The following is a 16,536-nucleotide window of genomic DNA, read 5'->3' as shown; positions in this document are numbered from 1 at the left end:
CATCCCGGAGCGGCCCATCGACGGGGAACTCAGCCGAAGAAGACTTCGGCTTCCTGGTAGCGCTCGACCGGGACCGTCTTCAGCTCGGCCGTCGCCTCGGACAGCTTCACGCGGACGATGTCCGTGCCCTTGAGGGCGACCATCACACCGAAGTCGCCGTCCGCGACCGCGTCGACCGCGTTGAGGCCGAAGCGGGTGGCCAGGACGCGGTCGTAGGCCGTCGGGGTGCCGCCGCGCTGGACGTGGCCCAGCACGACCGCGCGGGACTCCTTGCCGGTGCGGTGGGCGATCTCGTCGGCCAGCCAGGTGCCGATGCCGCCGAGGCGGACGTGCCCGAAGGCGTCCTTCTCGCCGGTCAGCAGCTTCTCCTCGCCACCCTCGGGCAGTGCGCCCTCGGCGACGACGATGATCGGCGCGAACTCCTTCTCGAAGCGGCGCTCGACCCAGGAGACGACCTGGTCGACGTTGAAGTGCCGCTCCGGCACCAGGATGACGCTGGCGCCGCCGGCGAGGCCGGAGTGCAGCGCGATCCAGCCGGCGTGCCGGCCCATGACCTCGACGACGAGCGCGCGGTGGTGCGACTCGGCCGTGGTGTGCAGCCGGTCGATCGCCTCGGTCGCGATGGAGACCGCGGTGTCGAAGCCGAAGGTGTAGTCGGTCGCGCCCAGGTCGTTGTCGATCGTCTTGGGCACGCCCACGACGCCGATGCCGTCGTCGGTCAGCCGCTTCGCGACGCCGAGGGTGTCCTCGCCGCCGATCGCGATCAGCGCGTCGACGCCTTGATCGGCGAGGACCTGCTTGATCTTGTCGACGCCGCCCTCGACCTTGTAGGGGTTGGTGCGCGAGGACCGCAGGATGGTGCCGCCGCGGGTGAGGATGTCCTCGACGTCGTTCAGGCCCAGCGGGCGGCTGTCGCCGGTCAGCGGGCCGTTCCAGCCGTTGCGGAAGCCCACGAAGTCCCAGCCGTGCACCTCGATGCCCTTGCGCACCACCGCGCGGATCACCGCGTTGAGCCCCGGGCAGTCGCCGCCGCCGGTCAGCACACCGACACGCATGAGAAGCCTCCGTCTGTTCTCGGGAGATGACAGTCACATTTCGTCAGACGTCAGCGTAGCGGCTCTCGTCTTGATCGGTGCAGGCCGTACCACCTGCCGGATCGGTCCCGGTGACGGCTGTGCTACGTTGACGCGCATGCAGCGCTATTTCTGGTTTACGAAGCCGGCCCCGGGTGGGCACGGCGGCGTGAACCTGCGCTGACTCCCACCCCCGAGCCGGATTTCGAAACCGGCTCGGCGAGTCCCCGCGGGTCGGTGTCCACCAGGAAGGAACACCCCCGCCATGACGCTCTCCGCCGGACCGGCCACCATCGGTGACCTCGACGCCGCCCGCACCACGTCGATCAGTCCGCTCATTTCGCCCGCACTGCTGCGCGAAGACCATCCGGTCGACGCCGCGGTCGCGAAGGTGGTGCGCCACGGCCGCGCCGAGACGGTCGACATCCTCGAAGGCCGCGACGACCGGCTGCTCGTCGTGGTCGGCCCGTGCTCGGTGCATGACCCCGAAGCCGCCCTCGACTACGCCCGCCGGCTGGCGGCGAAGGCCGAGGAGCTGCGCGGCGAGCTGCACGTCGTGATGCGCGTGTACTTCGAGAAGCCGCGCACCACGCTGGGCTGGAAGGGCCTGATCAACGACCCGGACCTCGACGGCACGTTCTCCGTCAACAAGGGCCTGCGGATGGCGCGCAAGCTGCTGCTCGACGTGTCCGAGCTGGGGTTGCCGGTCGGCTGCGAGTTCCTCGACCCGATCACGCCGCAGTTCATCGCGGACATCGTGACGTGGGGTTCGATCGGTGCCCGCACGGCGGCCAGCCAGGTCCACCGCCAGCTGTGCAGCGCGCTGTCGATGCCGGTGGGCATCAAGAACTCCACCGAGGGCGACGTCCAGGTGGCGATCGACGCCACCCGCGCGGCGGCGGCCAGCCACGTGTTCCCGGGCATCAACACCGACGGCCTGGCGGCGCTGCTGACGACGTCCGGCAACCCGGACTGCCACGTGATCCTGCGCGGCCACAACACCGGCCCGAACTACGACTCGCTCACTGTCGCCGACACCCTGGCCCGGCTGGCGAAGGCGGGCCTGCCGGAGCGGGTGATCATCGACGCTTCGCACGGGAACAGCGGCAAGGACCACGTGCGGCAGGGCGCGGTGGTGTCCGAGCTGGCTGCGCGGATCGCGGCGGGCGAGCGCGGGATTTCCGGGCTGATGATGGAGAGCTTCCTGGCCGGTGGGCGGCAGGAGCTTTCGCTGGGGCACGCCTCGGAGCTGACCTACGGGCAGTCGATCACGGACGCGTGCCTGGCCTGGGACGACACCGCGCCGCTGCTGGACGAGCTCGCCTCGGCGGTGCGGGCGCGCCGCTGAGAGGTCCCCGGCCTGGGGGTCCCCCGGTTTTTACGTTACCGGGGACCCCCGACAATTCCGGCCGGGCGCCGGGCTGAGATGCAGTGAATGACTCATTCCTGTCGTCGGACGACAGGAATGAGTCATTCACTGCATCGCGGAGCGGAGCCGGGCGGGTCAGCGGCGCGGGAAGTAGTTCTCGATGACTTCCCACCGGGCCAAGTTGTGCTTCGCGTCCGCCAGCGCGTCGTGCTGGTCGGTCGGCGCGGCGGGCAGCTTCGGCTTCCCGGCGTCCTCCCACCGCTGGCGCAGATCGCGGGTGAACCTCGGCAGCTGCCGCGGCAACGCCGGCATCGGGCCCCACAGCTGGGCCAGCGCCACGTGGTCGTAGGCGGCGAACCAGGCCCACAGCTCGATCCCGCCCGGCGGCTTGCCGAAGAACTCCAGCAGGTCGTTGCGGATCTTCTCCCTGCTCCGCCACGCCCGGTCGGCCGGTGAGGGCAGCTTGTCCAGGACGTTGTCCCGGACCCACGGCCCCGCCTTCGAAGGGTCGAACTCCGTCGAGACCGCGTAGAACTCGCGGCCCTGCTCGTCCACCACCCCGATCGACACCAAATCGATGGTCACGCCGTCTTCGATGAACTCGGTGTCGTAGAAAAAACGCACTTCGGGAAGGTAGCAGCGGCGCGAAGCGCCTCCGTTGAGGGTGGTGGTGGGGAGTAGTGGTGGCTCAGCCGACCTTGGAATCCGGCACCCGGGCCGCGTCGCGCGCGCCGGGCTGGGACGGCACCGCGGGCTTCACCCCGGCCGCTTCCGCCGCCAGCAGCTCCTTGGCCTTCGCCGCGTAGATGTCGACGTACTCCTGGCCCGAAAGCTCCATCAGCGCGTACATGATCTCGTCGGTGATCGACCGCTCGATGAAGCGGTCACCCGAGAGCCCTTCGTACCGCGAGAAGTCCAGGGGCTTGCCGAACCGGACCTCGAGACGCCGCGGCCACCACATCTTCGAGCCGATCGGGTTGACCTTGTCCGTGCCGACCATCGCCACCGGGACCACGACGCCGCCGGACTCCAGGGCGATCCGCGCCACGCCCGTCTTGCCCTTGTAGAGCCGTCCGTCCGGGGAGCGGGTGCCCTCCGGGTAGATGCCCAGGAGGTGCCCCTCGCGCACCAGGCGGATCGCCGTGTCGAGCGCGGCCTGGGCGGCGTTGCCGCCGGAGCGGTCGATCGGGAACTGGCCGACGCCGGTGAAGAACCACTTCTTGAGCGTGCCCTTGAAGCCGGGCTCGGTGAAGTACTCCGACTTCGCCGGGAAGGTCACCTTGCGCTTGACGCGCAGCGGCATGAAGAACGAGTCGGCGACCGCCAGGTGGTTGCCGGCCAGGATCGCGCCGCCCGTCTCGGGGATGTTTTCCGCGCCGACGACCTTGGTCGGCCACAGCGTCTTGAGCAGCGGTCCGATGAATACCCACTTCATGAGCCAGTACAGCACCGGTGCCTCAGTCCTCCATCGCAGCCGCAGCCGATGAACCTTATTCAGCCGTCGGCCGGCGCGAAAGTCACCGCAGGCAGGCAGCTTGCGGTCCGTGGCGCCGACCTGACCAGAATAAGGTTCACTGTTCACCCGAGACGAACAGCCTACGAACACCGGCGGCCGCCGCACAACGCAGACCACCCGGTTACCGCTTCGGCAGCGATCGATCTCACAGCGAATTCGGGGCCCGGGCGGAACCCCACAAGGTCCGCCGGGCGTGAGAGCATGGAGGGACTGCCCCGCTCACACGGAAGGCGATCGCATGGGCGTGCTCGCCGGCGCGGAACCGTTCGGCCACACCGGTTCGGCCGAAACCGGGTTCCTGCTCTGCCACGGGTTCACCGGTACCCCGGCGAGCATGCGGGCCTGGGGTGACCACCTGGCCGGGGCCGGGTTCACGGTGCGCTGCCCGCTGCTGCCGGGCCACGGCACCCGCTGGCCGGACCTCAACCGCACGACGTGGGAGGACTGGTACGGCGCCGTGCGCGAAGCCCTGCTCGCGCTGCTGGCGACGTGCAAGACCGTGTTCGTCGGCGGCCTCTCGATGGGCGGCACGCTCACGCTGCGCCTGGCCGAGGAGTTCGGCGACCGGATCGCCGGGATCGTCCTGGTCAACCCGTCGGTGACGCGGCTGAAGTGGGACACGCGGCTGCTGCCGGTGCTGGGCCGGATCGTGCCGTCGGTGCCGGCGATCGCGAACGACATCAAGAAGCCGGGCGAGACGGAGCTGGCCTACCCGCGGACGCCGGTGCGCGCGGCGGCGAGCCTCGCGAAGCTGTGGGCGGTCGTGCGCGCCGACCTGGCGAAGGTGACGCAGCCGGTGCTGCTGCTGCACTCGTCGGTCGACCACGTCGTCGAGCCGGTGAACTCGCAGCTGGTGCTCGACGGCGTCTCGAGCACCGACGTCACCGAGGTCGTGCTGGAGAACAGCTACCACGTGGCGACGCAGGACAACGACGCCGAGGTGATTTTCACGCGTAGCGTCGAGTTCGCGAAGGCGCACGCTGCCCAGCCGGAGGAGACCGCATGAGCCGGGGGAAGGACGGGCCGGAGGACGTCGACGCGACGTTCGCCGAGATCGTCGCCGACCTGCGGGCCGGCGGGTTCGGCCTCCCCGAAGAGGACACCGCGGACACTCCGGACACCGTCGGTACCGCCGGCGCGGAGCCGGAGTCGCGCAGGACGCCCGAGCGGCCCGCCGACCCGCCCGCTGTGGAGGCCCCGGACCCCGGCTGGCGGTCCGGGGGCACGTCGTGGGACACGACGATGTTCTCCGACGACCCGGCGGACGACGACGAGCACTACGTCCCGCCGGAGCCGCCGCCGCTGCCCCGGCCGAAGATGGGGGCCTTCCTCATCCTGCTGCTGTTCCTGGCCGGGCTGTTCCTGCTGATCCTGCCCGGCGTGATCGGCGTCGGCCCGACGGTGGCGACGCCCCTGGGCATCCTCGCGCTCGCGACGGCGATCGCGCTGCTGCTGCTCCGCGTCCGGCAGGGTCCGCCGCCCGGCGCCGACCCCAGCACCGGCGCCCAGGTCTGATCCGTACGGCGATGCACATCGAGTTCAGCCCTTCGCGGCGATCGACCGTCGGCGCGGAATGGGAGCTCGGTCTGGTGGACCGCCGCAGCGGCGAGCTGTCGTCGGTGGCCGAGCAGATCCTCGAGGCCGTCCGGCCCGACGGGCAGGCGGAGCACCCGAAGATCAAGCAGGAGCTGCTGCTCAACACGATCGAGATCATCACCGGCGTCTGCGGCACGATCGCCGAGGCCAAGGCCGACCTGAACGACTCGCTCGACGTCGTGCACGGCGTCGCCGACCCGCTCGGCGTCGAGATGTTCTCGGCGGGGACGCACCCGTTCTCGAACTGGTACCAGCAGAAGGTCACCGACAAGGAGCGCTACGCCAAGCTGATCGACCGGACCCAGTGGTGGGGACGGCAGATGCTGATCTACGGCGTCCACATCCACGTCGGGGTCGACCACCGCGAGAAGGTGCTGCCGGTCCTCGACGCGCTGCTCAACTACGCGCCGCACCTGCAGGCGCTTTCGGCGTCTTCGCCGTACTGGGGCGCCGAGGACACCGGGTACGCGTCGAACCGCGCGCTGATGTTCCAGCAGCTGCCGACGGCCGGGCTGCCGTTCCAGTTCCGGAAGTGGGCGGAGCTGGAGAGCTACGTCGAGGACATGTTCACCACCGGCGTGATCGACAGTTTCTCGGAGATCCGCTGGGACATCCGGCCGTCGCCGAAGCTCGGCACGATCGAGATGCGCGTCTGCGACGGCCTGCCGACGCTGGAGGAGGTCGGCGCGATCGCGGCGCTGACGCAGTGCCTGGTGGACGACTTCGTCGAGCGCCTCGAGGACGGCGAAATCCTCCCCACGCTGCCGCCGTGGCACGTCCAGGAGAACAAGTGGCGCGCGGCCCGCTACGGCACCGACGCGATCGTCATCCTGGACGCGGCCGGGCGCGAGCGGCTGGTCACCGACGACGTGGCGGACCTGCTGGACCGGCTGGAGCCGGTGGCGCGGCGGCTGGATTGCGTGGCCGAGCTGCGCGACGTCGAGACGATCCTGCGGTACGGGCCGAGCTACCGGCGGCAGCGGGCGGTGGCACAGCAGCACAAGGGCAGCCTGAAGGCCGTCGTCGCGGCGCTCGTCACGGAGATGCGCGAAGGGATCGCGAAGGACTAAAGCCGGTCCAGCTGCGTGCGGAGCGTGCCGGGGCCGATGATCGACGCGCCGAGCGCCTCGACGCGCCTCTTGAGCTCCCGGTCGGCCGTCGCGACCAGGACCCGCGCTTTCTGCTGCGCGACCACCTCGACGATCTTCGAGTCGCCGTCGGTGTCCGCGGCGACCACCTCCACCCCCGGGGTCCCGGTGACGTGCTTGGCTTTGCCTTCGACGACCAGCACGATCCGCGGCCACCAGGTGACCGCCGGGTCGTCCGGGTCCGGCACGCCGGCTTCGGCGAGCTTGGCGAGCTGGTCGCGGAGGCGCTCGGCTGCGCCGTGGCGATCGCGCCACCAGCCGTCCGGGCGCGAACCGACCACGTTGGCCGCGTCGACGACCAGGACGAGTTCCTGCCCGACGCGCTCGCGCAGGTCCGGCCACGCGGCGGCGAAGTCGCGGTGGAGCGGGTAACCGGGGACGTCGTCGGGATCCACCCAGCGCACCTCCGCACTTTCGGTGTTGGCCACGCGCGCCTCGGCACCGTCGGCGAGGGCGAGCACGGTGGTGTAGCTCCAGTCGCCGTGGTCGACGACGGAGGCGGCGACCGCGCGGAAGGCATCGGCCGGGACGGAGGCCTCTTCGAAAGCTTCCCGAGCGGCCGCTCCGACGGCGGTTTCGCCGGCTTCGATGGCCCCACCGGGCAGCGCCCAGGTGCGGCCGTGGTGCACCCACCAGGCGCGCCGCTGCAGGAGGACACCGCGGGCGGGATCGACGAGCAGCAGGCCCGCGGCGCCGTAGCGCCCCCAGTGCAGGTGCCCGCACGAACAGCGGACGAACACGCTGGCGGACAGGTGACTCACCGGTTCAGCGTGTCACAGGTCGCTCGTGGATCGCCGGTCATCGCCTGGGGGCCGGCTCGCGCGGCTCCCGATGATCGCGGTCAGGAGGATGCCCAGCGTGATGCCGCTGAGCAGGATGACGGCCAGCACGGGGGCGCGCACCAGCGGCTTGAGCAGGAACTGCCCCACGAGGGTCCAGCCCGAGAGCACGAGGACACCGGCGGCCACCGCCACCCACTTCCGGCGCGCCTTCGCCCGGGCGAAGGCCACGGCGGCCAGCAGCACCGCACCGCCGACCCCGATCCACACGTCGGCCGCCATGCCCGCTCCTTCCCTTCGGCCGAGACGGAGTACCCGATCGGGGGGCAGGCGACACGGGGACGGCCGGGATCCTCGCCGACGTCAGCGCGGTCGGCCGTGCTGAGCAGCCCCCGATTTCCACGCTACCGGGGGCCACCGACAGTTCGGCGCGGGCCGGAACGCAGTGAATGACTCATTCCTGTCGTCCGACGCCAGGAATGAGTCATTCACTGCGCCGGGGGCAGTTCAGACCGGGGTCTTCGCCGCTTCCAGGGCCAGGGCCGCTGCACCGACGATCGCCGTGTCGTCGCCGAGGTGGGCCGTCCTGATGCGGGCCAGCGGCCGGTGGCGGGCGCCCGTGATCGTGGCCGCGTAGTGCTCGCGGGCCTCGTCCAGGAACAGCGGGGCCGACTCCGACACCCCGCCGCCGATCACGATGATCTCCGGGTCGAACACGTCCGCCACCAGCGCCAAGCCCTCACCCAGCCACTTGGCCAGTTCCGCCATCGCCAGCTGGGCGATCGGGTCGCCGTCGCGGGCCGCGCCCGCCACCCGGCGGCCCGTCACCGAGCCCGGGTCGCCCGCGACCTGGGGGGCCAGCACCGTCGAGCGGCCCGGGTGCCGCGCCAGCAGCTCCACCGCCGTGGCCGCCAGGGCCGTTCCGCTGCAGTACCGCTCCCAGCAACCGTACTTGCCGCACGGGCAGGGGCGGCCGCCGCGGACCACCGTCAGGTGGCCCAGCTCCGGCGCGACGCCGTACGCGCCTCGATACAGCTTGCCGTCCAGCAACAGTCCCGCGCCGATGCCCGTGCCCAGGGCCACCAGGGCCGCCACCTGGGCGCCGCGGGCCGCGCCGAAGCGGTGCTCGCCGACGATCGCCGAATTGACGTCGTGCTCCAGCAGCACCGGCAGGCCGACGCGCTTTTCGATCCGGTCGGCGACCGGGGCGCCGCGCCACGCCAGGTGCGGGGCGAACATCACCGACCGGCGGTCGCGCGCGACGAAGCCCGCCACCGCCAGCCCGACCCCGGCCACGTCGTGCCGGTTGCGCAGGTCCTCGACCACGCCGGCGATGGCGTCCTCGAGGGCGCCTTCCTCGGTCGGCGTCGCGACGCGGGCCGTGTCGAGCAGGGAGCCGCGTTCGTCCACCACGCCGGCCCGGATGCTCGTCCCGCCGACGTCCACCCCTATCGTCCGCACTCAGCTCTCCCACTCGTCGCGCCTGCGGACGGCGATGTGCTGCACCCTGGCCGGCGCCGTGGCGTCCGCCGCGGGCCGCGCCGCGGGCCGGAACCCGGGCATGTGCACGCCCTCCTCCGGTTCCCACCGGTCCGCGAGCACCGCGCGCAGCAGGGCGACCAGCTGCGCGAGCTGCTCGGCCAGCCGCGCGACCAGCTCGGGCCGTTCCCCCCGCACCACCGCGACGATCGCACAGAGCGGACACCAGCCGCACGCCGAACCGTCCGGTTTCGCCTCGTCAGGGAATCCGTAACCACCGGTGCTTCGCCCCGGGCCGGGGGCTTCGCCACCCGGAGCCCCCGAAAAGAAGCTGTAACCACCGGGGCTTCGCCCCGGGCCAGGGGCTTCGCCACCCGGAGCCCCCGAAAAGAAGCTGCCGTGCCCGGCCGCGAGCACGCCTTCGAGCCACGGCGCCGCCTTCTCCGCGACCAGCTCGGCGAGCAGGCGGATCTCCTCCGTCAGGCGCGGCTCGTGTTCCTCGTCGCTCACCCGCGTCCCCGGTTCCCGGCCAGGTGCACGACCAGGCCGTCGGCGTCGGATTCCGCGCCGGTGATCCGGCACGGCCGCAGCGGCTCCGGCAAGGCGATGAGCCTGCGGAAGCCGTCCACGGTGATCGCCAGGTCGTCGTCGACGCGGGCGAGGTCGACCTCGGCGTCCCGCGCGAGCGGGATCGCGACGCGCAGGGTGTACCCGGCCGCGGCCGGCCGCACCCGCAGCAGCGGGGTGACGGGAGCGCCGTTGCCCGCGAGGGGGTCTTCGCCGCGGTAGAGCTCGGCGGCGATCTCCAGCAGCGCGGGCAGCCCGACCGGCTCGACGGCGCGGTGCTCGACCCGGGCGACCGGCGCGATCCCGGCCGCGGCGAGTTCGGCGAGCACGGCGTCCTGCTGCGTCCGCCGCGTGCGCAGCCAGGAGGCGGCGCCGCCGCGCCAGAGGCCGGGCGCGGGCATCAGCCGGTTCGCGATCACGCCGTCGACGGCGATGCCGCGCAGGGCCAGGGAGCTGAGCGTGCGCCGCGCCTCGGCCACGACCACCCGCTCCGGCGTCAGGACCAGCCGGACCGTCGTCACCGACGGGTCGGTGAGCAGCGCGCGCAGGCCGTCGAGGTGGGTGCCGAGGCGGCGCACCGAATCCGTCACGCGGCCGCGCGGCCCGAACACGCGGGTCAGGTAGCCGGAGACGGCCTCGGGCAGGGCGAGCAGCCGCAGCGTTTCGGCCGTCGGCCCGCAGTCGACGACGACGGTCTCCCACGGCCCGTCCCCGGCCAGCCGGCGGACCTCGGTGAGGGCGAGCAGCTCGTCGACGCCGGGCAGCACGGTGAGCTCTTCGGCGTCGAGGGTGTCCAGGCCCGCACCGGCCAGCACCGTCCGCAGCTCGCCGCGCAGCCGCTCCCAGGTCGCGTCCACCAGGGTGCGCGAGTCGACCTGCACGCCCGAAAGAAGGGTGTCCACTTCGGACGGTTCGGCCCCGAGCGGATGCCCGAAGGCGTCACCGAGCGAGTGCGCCGGGTCCGTGGACACGACGAGGGTCTTCCTGCCGAGGGCGGCGAGGGCGGCGCCGGTGGCCGCGGCCAGCGTGGTCTTCCCGACACCCCCCTTGCCGGTGCACAGCAGGATCCGCACGCTAGCCCTCGGCCCGCTTCTTGAGCTCCTTCAGCGCGGTGTCCATGACCATCTTCTCGGCCTTGCGGCGCAGCAGGCCGATCATCGGCAGCGCCAGCTCGACCGACAGCGTGTAGGTGACCCGCGTGCGGCCGCCGAGGTCGGCCAGCGCGTAGCGGCCGTTCTGCGCCTTCTGCATCTGGCCCTTGACCAGGTGCCAGCTGACGCCCAGGCCGTCTTCGTCCCAGTCGTATTCGAGGGTGTAGACGTCCTTGATCGGACCCGCGTCCAAGGTCAGCTTGACCTGCTTGGCCCGGCCCTCGGCGTCGGTGTCGAGGACCTCGGTCTGCCGGACGGCCTTGGCCCATTCCGGGTACGCGGGGAAGTCGGCGATCACGGCCATCACCCGGCTGGGCTCGGCGTCGACCTCGATGGACTGTGTGGACTGCTCGGCCATGGGTCGAAGCGTAGCCGCCGCGGTTGGTCACCAGCGCAGCACGTAGGGCTGCCCGGTCTCCTTGAAGTGACCCACGTTACGGCACTCGGTCAGGCCGACCCGGGCGCGCGCCGCCAGGGGCTGGTGCACGTGCCCGAACACCGACCAGCGCGGCCGCTGGGCCCGGATCAGCGCCAGCAGCGCCGTCGAGCCGATCTCGCTGCGGCGCGCGACGACGTCGTAGGTCAGCTCCGGCAGCGCGGGCGGGGCGTGCGTGCACAGGACGTCGACCTGCTCGAGGGCGGCCACGCTCCGGTCGTAGTCCGCGCGATCCCGCAGGTAGGGGCGCCAGGCGGCGCCCTTGCGGGGCCGCGGGACGACGCCGTCGGGCAGCAGCGCGCCGCCGACGAAGCCGAACCGCAGGCCGCCGATCTCGGCCACCTCGCCGTCGAGCACCTGAACGCCCTCGCCGGCGAACTCCGGCCAGAGCGCCGGGGTGTCGACATTGCCGGGCGTGGCGTACGTCGGCGCGGTCATCGCCGCGAACAGCGTCGCGTACTGGGCGCGGATCGCCTCGTCGACCGCGGCGGCCGGGTCTTCGAGGGTCGCCCAGAGCGTGCGCGAGAAGGCAACGGTTTCGTCACGGGTGCCTTCGCGGCGCAGGCGGGCGAACTCGCCGACCTTCTCCGCGCCGAACAGGGCGCCCATGATGCCCTTTTCGTAGTCGTGGTAGTCGACGAAGTCGACCAGGTCGCCGAGCACGACCAGGGCATCCGCCCCGTCGCCCGCCCGTTTCAACGCGTCCGCGTTGCCGTGCACGTCCGAGACGACGTGTACCCGCACCCGTGCTCCCCTACTTCTCGCGCGGAGGGACACCGGGCTCGCGCCCGTCCTCCAGGATCTCCTTGAGCCCGAGCGCGATCGCCTTCGCCGCGCGGGCCCGCCGGTCGAACTCCCGGCGCAGGTTGCGTGGCGCCAGCTCACGAGGCGCCCCGGCCGCATCAGCAGGCGTCGCCCGCAGGAAGTAGTGCAGCAGGGTGCCGTCGAGCACCGGCTCGAGCCAGACCTCCATCGTACCGACGAGCGCACCCGTCACGGTCCAGCGCAGGCCCTTGTCGCCCCGGTCGGTGTAGACCTCGAGGACCAGGTCGGGCCAGTAGCGCCGCCAGGAGGCCGGCTCGGCGAAGACCGCGGCCACGGTGGCGGGCGGAACGGCGAGGAACGTCTCGTCGACGATGTCGAGTGAGGGTGGCGCGTTCACGTGCGAAGAATGTCACGCCCTCGCCGCGCGACGCCGATCAGCATGGTCTTAAGGTGCTCACCACGCTAAGTTGACTGGCGGGTAACAGCGGTGTCACCTGCCGCACGCGTTTGAACACGGAGGTCCACGTGCGCGAATACAGCGCTCCCGCCGGCAAGCCGGTGGCCGACGACGAAAACATGTCCGACGTCGTCTGGGCGAACGCCGAGCGGTTCTCCGACGTGGTGAGCTTCCGCCGCCAGGTCGAGGGCAGCTGGCTGGACGTGACCGCCAAGGAGTTCGCGGCCGAGGTGCTGGCCGTGGCCAAGGGCATGGCCAAGGCCGGGATCGGCCGCGGCGACCGCGTCGCGATCATGTCGAAGACCCGCTACGAGTGGACGCTGATCGACTTCGCGATCTGGGCGGCCGGCGCGGTCACCGTCCCGATCTACGACACGTCCTCGCCCGAACAGGTGCACTGGATCCTGTCCGACTCGGCCGCGAAGGGCGTGTTCGTCGAGACGAACGCCCACGCCGCGGCGGTCGAAGAGATCCGCGACCGGCTCACCGACCTGGCCAGCATCTGGCAGATCGAGGGCGGCTCCCCCGCCGTCGAAGAGCTGTCCGCGCTGGGCGCTCCGCTCTCGGACGACGAGCTGCACGACCGGCGCCGCGAGGTGTCCGCGGACGAGCTCGCCACCATCGTCTACACCTCCGGCACCACCGGCCGCCCCAAGGGCGTCGAGCTGACCCACCGCAACCTGCTGGCCGAGATCCGCGCCGACATCGAGGCGTTCCCGCAGCTGATGGAGCAGGGCAACTCGCTGCTGTGCTTCCTGCCGCTGGCGCACGTGCTGGCCCGCGCGATCGCCGTCACCGCGCTGACCGCCCGCGTCACCCTCGGGCACACCCCGGACGTCAAGAACCTGGTCGCCGACCTGGGCACGTTCCGGCCGACGTTCGTCGTCGCCGTGCCGCGCGTGTTCGAAAAGGTCTACAACTCGGCGAAGCAGAAGGCCCACAGCGAAGGCAAGGGCAAGATCTTCGACGCCGCCGAGGCCACCGCGGTCGCCTACAGCGAAGCGCAGGACAAGGGCGGCGCCGGGCTCGGCCTGCAGCTGAAGCACCTGGTGTTCGACAAGCTCGTCTACGGCAAGCTGCGCGCGGCCCTCGGCGGCCGCTGCGTCGCGGCGGTCTCGGGCGGCGCCCCGCTCGGCGCCCGGCTGGCGCACTTCTTCCGCGGCATCGGCGTCCCCGTGTTCGAGGGCTACGGCCTCACCGAGACGTCCGCGGCGGCGAACGTCAACACGCAGACGGCGTTCCGCGTCGGCACGGTCGGCAAGCCGGTCAACGGCACCTCGGTCCGCATCGCCGACGACGGCGAAGTGCTCCTCAAGGGCGACGTCGTGTTCCGGGCGTACTACAACAACCCGCAGGCGACGAAGGAAGCGCTCACGGACGGCTGGTTCCACACCGGCGACCTGGGCGAACTCGACCCGGACGGCTTCCTGAAGATCACCGGCCGCAAGAAGGAGATCATCGTGACGGCGGGCGGCAAGAACGTCGCCCCGTCCGGCCTCGAGGACACGATCAAGGCGTCCCCGCTGGTCAGCCAGGCGATGGTGGTGGGCGACCAGCGCCCGTTCATCGCGGCACTGGTGACGGTGGACGAGGAGTACTTCCCGTCCTGGAAGTCCCAGCACGGCAAGCCTGCCGCCGCCACGGTCGCGGAGCTGGCTTCGGACGCCGACCTGCTCGCGGAGATCCAGGCCGCGGTGGACGAGGCCAACAAGTCGGTGTCCAAGGCCGAGGCGATCAAGAAGTTCACCGTGCTGGCGAACGACTTCACCGAGGCCGGTGGGGAGATCACGCCGAGCTTGAAGCTGAAGCGGAACGTGGTCACGAAGAATTACGCGAACGACATCGAAGGCCTGTACAAGAAGTAAGCGTCCCAAGGTGGCCTTGGGTGCGTCCAGCGCACCGAAGGCCACCTCGGGGCGCTCGGGCTCACTCGCGCTGGGCCGCGATGAAGTCGCGGTACCAGCGGTAACTCGACCTGGGCGTGCGCTCCTGCGTCTCGTAGTCCACGTGGATCAACCCGAACCGGTGCTTGTACCCGTGCGCCCACTCGAAGTTGTCCAGCAGCGACCAGCAGAAGTACCCGCGCAGGTCCACCCCGGCCGCCGCGGCCGTGCGGGCCGCCTCGATGTGCTCGTTCAAGAAGTTGATGCGCTCGTAGTCCGCGAAGTCGCTCCGGTCCGCGTACACGCACCCGTTCTCCGTGACGTACACCGGCGGCAGCCCCGGGTAGCGGTTGTGCAGGCCGACCAGGGCTTCGGTGAGGCCCTCCGGCTCGACCGGCCAGCCCATGCCCGTCCGCGGGACCTCCGGCAACCGGGACGTGTCCACCCCGATGTCGGCCACCGTCCGCAACGCCGGGTCCGGTTCGCGGTGCGGGGCGTCCGCGACGTGCAAGCGGTAGTAGTAGTTCACGCCCAGGTAGTCCAGCGGTGCCCCGATCGTCTCGAGGTCGCCGTCGTGGCGGAACGAGAAGTCCGAGACCCCGTCGAACATCGCCGAAAGGCCCGGTGCGTAGCGGCCGCCGAACAGCGGGTCGGTGAACTGGCGGCGCAGCAGGGTGTCCTGACGCGCGGCCGCCGCCGTGTCGGCGGCCGAGGACGACACCGGGACCGCGGGCGACTGGTTGAGGACGATGCCGAACTGGTGCGGCAGTGCCGCCCGCTCGCGCATCGCCCGCACCGCCAGGCCGTGGCCCAGCAGCAGGTGGTGGGCGGCCGCCAGCGCGCCGTGCCCCTCCCGGGCTCCCGGCGCGTGGCGGCCTTCGCCGTAACCCGCGACCGCGCACGGGTACGGCTCGTTCAGCGTCGTCCAGTGGTCGACGACGTCGCCCAGCTCCTCGTGCACCAGCGCCGCGTACTCGGCGAACCGGAACGCCGTGTCGCGCGACCGCCAGCCGCCCGCATCCTCCAGCGCCTGGGGCAGGTCCCAGTGGTACAGCGTCAGGAACGGCTCGATCCCCCGCTCCCGCAGCCCTTCCACGAGCTGCCGGTAGAAGCCGAGGCCCCGGCGTTCCAGCCGGCGCCCATCCGGCTGGATCCGCGGCCAGGACACCGAAAACCGGTAGGAGTCCACGCCCAGGTCGGCGAGCAGGCCGAGGTCGGCGCGCCAGCGGTGGTAGTGGTCGGCCGCCGGTTCGCCGGTGTGGCCGCCGGCCACCGCGCCGGGGACTACCGCGAAGGTGTCCCAGATGGACGGTCCGCGGCCGTCGGCGTCGGTGGCGCCCTCGATCTGGAACGCCGAGGTGGCCACGCCCCAGCGGAAGCCGGGCGGGAAACTGGAAGTCACGGTGAGCTCCGAGGTGGGTCAGCCCTTGAGCGCGCCCTGCATGATGCCGCCGACGATCTGGCGGCCGAACAGCAGGAACACGACGAGGACGGGGACGGTGCCGATGGTGGCGGCGGTGAGTACGAGCGTGTAGTCGGTGGTGTAGCCGCTGGCCAGTGTGGACAGTGCGGTTTGGACGGTCGGGTTCTCCGGCACCAGCACCACCAGCGGCCAGAAGAAGTCGTTCCAGGCCTGCATGAAGGTGAACAGCCCGAGCACCGCCGCGGCCGGGCGGGCGGCGGGCAGGGCCACGTGCCAGAACAGCCGCAGCGAGCCGCAGCCGTCCATCCGGCCGGCTTCCAGCAGCTCCAGCGGCAGCGCCCGCTCGAAGTACTGGCGCATGAAGAACACGCCGAACGCGGTGACCAGGCCGGGCACGATCACCGCCTGCAGCTGCCCGGCCCACCCGAAGTCGGCCATCATCATGTACAGCGGCACGACACCCAGCTCGGTCGGGATCGCCTGGGTGGCGACCACCACGAGCAGCAGCGCCGTCCGCCCGCGGAACCGCATCTTGGCGAAGGCGAACCCGGCCAGCGTCGAGAACAGCACCACCGAGACGGTGATCGTGCCCGCGACGATCAGCGAGTTGCCCAGCGCCAGCGCGAAGTCCGTCTGCTCGAAGACGCGGGCGATGTTCTCGAACAGGTGCCCGCCCGGCACCAGGACCGGCGGCACGCTCCCGACCGCCTCCGTCGTCTGCGAGGAGACGACGAACGACCAGTACACCGGGAACGCCGAGCCGGCCAGGATCGCGATCAGCGCGGCGTAGGTCCACGGGCTCGTGACCCGCCGGGCGAGCCGCCGGGCCCGCCCAGGGGGTCGCGAGCCCGGCGGCGCGGGGGCGGCCGGGGTCAGCACGGTGGTCATGTCCGC

The 16,536-nt window shown here is 71.6% G+C and carries 18 protein-coding genes; 5 read left to right on the top strand and 13 right to left on the bottom strand.

The features are described 5' to 3' along the window. Positions 1-29: 29 nt before the first annotated feature. Positions 30-1,055 carry a 6-phosphofructokinase gene (locus ISP_RS13030; RefSeq protein WP_013224333.1) on the bottom strand — a complete coding sequence of 342 codons (1,026 nt, stop codon included), beginning with the start codon at positions 1,053-1,055 and terminating at the stop codon, positions 30-32. A 283-nt stretch (positions 1,056-1,338) separates the two neighbouring features. Here ISP_RS13030 and ISP_RS13025 point away from each other — a divergent pair, with 283 nt between their 5' ends. After that, on the top strand, positions 1,339-2,421 hold the full coding sequence (locus tag ISP_RS13025; protein WP_013224332.1) for a 3-deoxy-7-phosphoheptulonate synthase: 1,083 nt from the start codon (positions 1,339-1,341) through the stop codon (positions 2,419-2,421). Positions 2,422-2,577: 156 nt separating this feature from the next. Here the strand turns inward: ISP_RS13025 and ISP_RS13020 are convergent, their stop codons facing one another. Beyond that, on the bottom strand, positions 2,578-3,066 hold the full coding sequence (locus tag ISP_RS13020; RefSeq protein WP_013224331.1) for a polyadenylate-specific 3'-exoribonuclease AS: 489 nt from the start codon (positions 3,064-3,066) through the stop codon (positions 2,578-2,580). Positions 3,067-3,130: 64 nt separating this feature from the next. Next, complete coding sequence (locus tag ISP_RS13015) at positions 3,131-3,892, bottom strand: lysophospholipid acyltransferase family protein (protein WP_013224330.1); 762 nt, start codon at positions 3,890-3,892, stop codon at positions 3,131-3,133. Positions 3,893-4,196: 304 nt separating this feature from the next. Here ISP_RS13015 and ISP_RS13010 point away from each other — a divergent pair, with 304 nt between their 5' ends. The 3 genes from ISP_RS13010 to ISP_RS13000 are packed head-to-tail and all read left to right on the top strand — an operon-like array spanning position 4,197 to position 6,624. Further along, positions 4,197-4,964, top strand: a complete 768-nt coding sequence (locus ISP_RS13010; RefSeq protein ID WP_013224329.1) for an alpha/beta hydrolase — start codon at positions 4,197-4,199, stop codon at positions 4,962-4,964. After that, the gene (locus ISP_RS13005; RefSeq protein ID WP_013224328.1) at positions 4,961-5,473 is read left to right on the top strand and encodes a hypothetical protein; all 513 of its coding nucleotides are present in this window, start codon (positions 4,961-4,963) and stop codon (positions 5,471-5,473) included. The genes ISP_RS13010 and ISP_RS13005 overlap by 4 nt, the downstream gene beginning before the upstream one ends. An 11-nt stretch (positions 5,474-5,484) precedes the next feature. Next, a complete protein-coding gene (locus ISP_RS13000) occupies positions 5,485-6,624 on the top strand; it encodes a glutamate--cysteine ligase (protein WP_013224327.1) in 1,140 nt (379 codons plus the stop codon). Here the strand turns inward: ISP_RS13000 and ISP_RS12995 are convergent. The 8 genes from ISP_RS12995 to ISP_RS12960 all read right to left on the bottom strand — a co-directional run bounded on the left by ISP_RS12995 (position 6,621) and on the right by ISP_RS12960 (position 12,276). Beyond that, positions 6,621-7,463 carry an NUDIX domain-containing protein gene (locus ISP_RS12995; RefSeq protein WP_013224326.1) on the bottom strand — a complete coding sequence of 281 codons (843 nt, stop codon included), beginning with the start codon at positions 7,461-7,463 and terminating at the stop codon, positions 6,621-6,623. The genes ISP_RS13000 and ISP_RS12995 overlap by 4 nt on opposite strands. Positions 7,464-7,475: 12 nt before the next feature. Then, positions 7,476-7,763: a hypothetical protein gene (locus ISP_RS12990; RefSeq protein ID WP_013224325.1), complete on the bottom strand. Its 288-nt coding sequence runs from the start codon at positions 7,761-7,763 to the stop codon at positions 7,476-7,478. Between the two features lie 225 nt (positions 7,764-7,988). Then, positions 7,989-8,927, bottom strand: a complete 939-nt coding sequence (locus ISP_RS12985) for an ROK family protein (RefSeq protein WP_013224324.1) — start codon at positions 8,925-8,927, stop codon at positions 7,989-7,991. A gap of 15 nt (positions 8,928-8,942) precedes the next feature. Then, complete coding sequence (locus ISP_RS12980; protein WP_265049903.1) at positions 8,943-9,470, bottom strand: hypothetical protein; 528 nt, start codon at positions 9,468-9,470, stop codon at positions 8,943-8,945. Next, positions 9,467-10,600, bottom strand: coding sequence for an ArsA family ATPase (locus ISP_RS12975; RefSeq protein WP_013224322.1), 1,134 nt, complete (start codon positions 10,598-10,600; stop codon positions 9,467-9,469). Before ISP_RS12975 ends, ISP_RS12980 begins: the two co-directional genes overlap by 4 nt. 1 nt (position 10,601) lies before the next feature. Beyond that, on the bottom strand, positions 10,602-11,036 hold the full coding sequence (locus tag ISP_RS12970; protein ID WP_013224321.1) for an SRPBCC family protein: 435 nt from the start codon (positions 11,034-11,036) through the stop codon (positions 10,602-10,604). Between the two features lie 27 nt (positions 11,037-11,063). Further along, on the bottom strand, positions 11,064-11,858 hold the full coding sequence (locus ISP_RS12965) for a metallophosphoesterase family protein (protein WP_013224320.1): 795 nt from the start codon (positions 11,856-11,858) through the stop codon (positions 11,064-11,066). A 10-nt stretch (positions 11,859-11,868) separates the two neighbouring features. Further along, positions 11,869-12,276 (bottom strand): hypothetical protein, encoded by a 408-nt coding sequence (locus ISP_RS12960; protein ID WP_013224319.1) that lies wholly within the window; start codon positions 12,274-12,276, stop codon positions 11,869-11,871. Between the two features lie 128 nt (positions 12,277-12,404). Here ISP_RS12960 and ISP_RS12955 point away from each other — a divergent pair, with 128 nt between their 5' ends. Beyond that, on the top strand, positions 12,405-14,201 hold the full coding sequence (locus tag ISP_RS12955; RefSeq protein ID WP_013224318.1) for an AMP-dependent synthetase/ligase: 1,797 nt from the start codon (positions 12,405-12,407) through the stop codon (positions 14,199-14,201). A gap of 61 nt (positions 14,202-14,262) precedes the next feature. Here ISP_RS12955 and ISP_RS12950 read toward each other — a convergent pair whose 3' ends face one another. After that, on the bottom strand, positions 14,263-15,621 hold the full coding sequence (locus ISP_RS12950) for a GH1 family beta-glucosidase (protein WP_013224317.1): 1,359 nt from the start codon (positions 15,619-15,621) through the stop codon (positions 14,263-14,265). 18 nt (positions 15,622-15,639) lie between these two features. Next, entirely contained in the window at positions 15,640-16,530 is an 891-nt protein-coding gene (locus tag ISP_RS12945; protein ID WP_013224316.1) for a carbohydrate ABC transporter permease, read from the bottom strand. Positions 16,531-16,536 lie beyond the last annotated feature (6 nt).

The sequence above is a fragment of the Amycolatopsis mediterranei genome, assembly GCF_026017845.1.
GTDB classification, from domain to species: domain Bacteria; phylum Actinomycetota; class Actinomycetes; order Mycobacteriales; family Pseudonocardiaceae; genus Amycolatopsis; species Amycolatopsis mediterranei.
The sequence above is the reverse complement of the archived record's forward strand: the minus strand, read 5'-3'. Positions and strand labels throughout refer to the sequence as shown.

Excerpts from the sequence above, each read along its gene's own strand:
- ISP_RS13025 (WP_013224332.1), top strand. The coding sequence starts at position 1,339 with ATGACGCTCTCCGCCGGACCGGCCACCATCGGTGACCTCGACGCCGCC.
- ISP_RS12970 (WP_013224321.1), bottom strand. The coding sequence starts at position 11,036 with ATGGCCGAGCAGTCCACACAGTCCATCGAGGTCGACGCCGAGCCCAGC.
- ISP_RS13010 (WP_013224329.1), top strand. The coding sequence starts at position 4,197 with ATGGGCGTGCTCGCCGGCGCGGAACCGTTCGGCCACACCGGTTCGGCC.
- ISP_RS12945 (WP_013224316.1), bottom strand. The coding sequence starts at position 16,530 with ATGACCACCGTGCTGACCCCGGCCGCCCCCGCGCCGCCGGGCTCGCGA.
- ISP_RS13030 (WP_013224333.1), bottom strand. The coding sequence starts at position 1,055 with ATGCGTGTCGGTGTGCTGACCGGCGGCGGCGACTGCCCGGGGCTCAAC.
- ISP_RS13005 (WP_013224328.1), top strand. The coding sequence starts at position 4,961 with ATGAGCCGGGGGAAGGACGGGCCGGAGGACGTCGACGCGACGTTCGCC.
- ISP_RS13000 (WP_013224327.1), top strand. The coding sequence starts at position 5,485 with ATGCACATCGAGTTCAGCCCTTCGCGGCGATCGACCGTCGGCGCGGAA.
- ISP_RS12990 (WP_013224325.1), bottom strand. The coding sequence starts at position 7,763 with ATGGCGGCCGACGTGTGGATCGGGGTCGGCGGTGCGGTGCTGCTGGCC.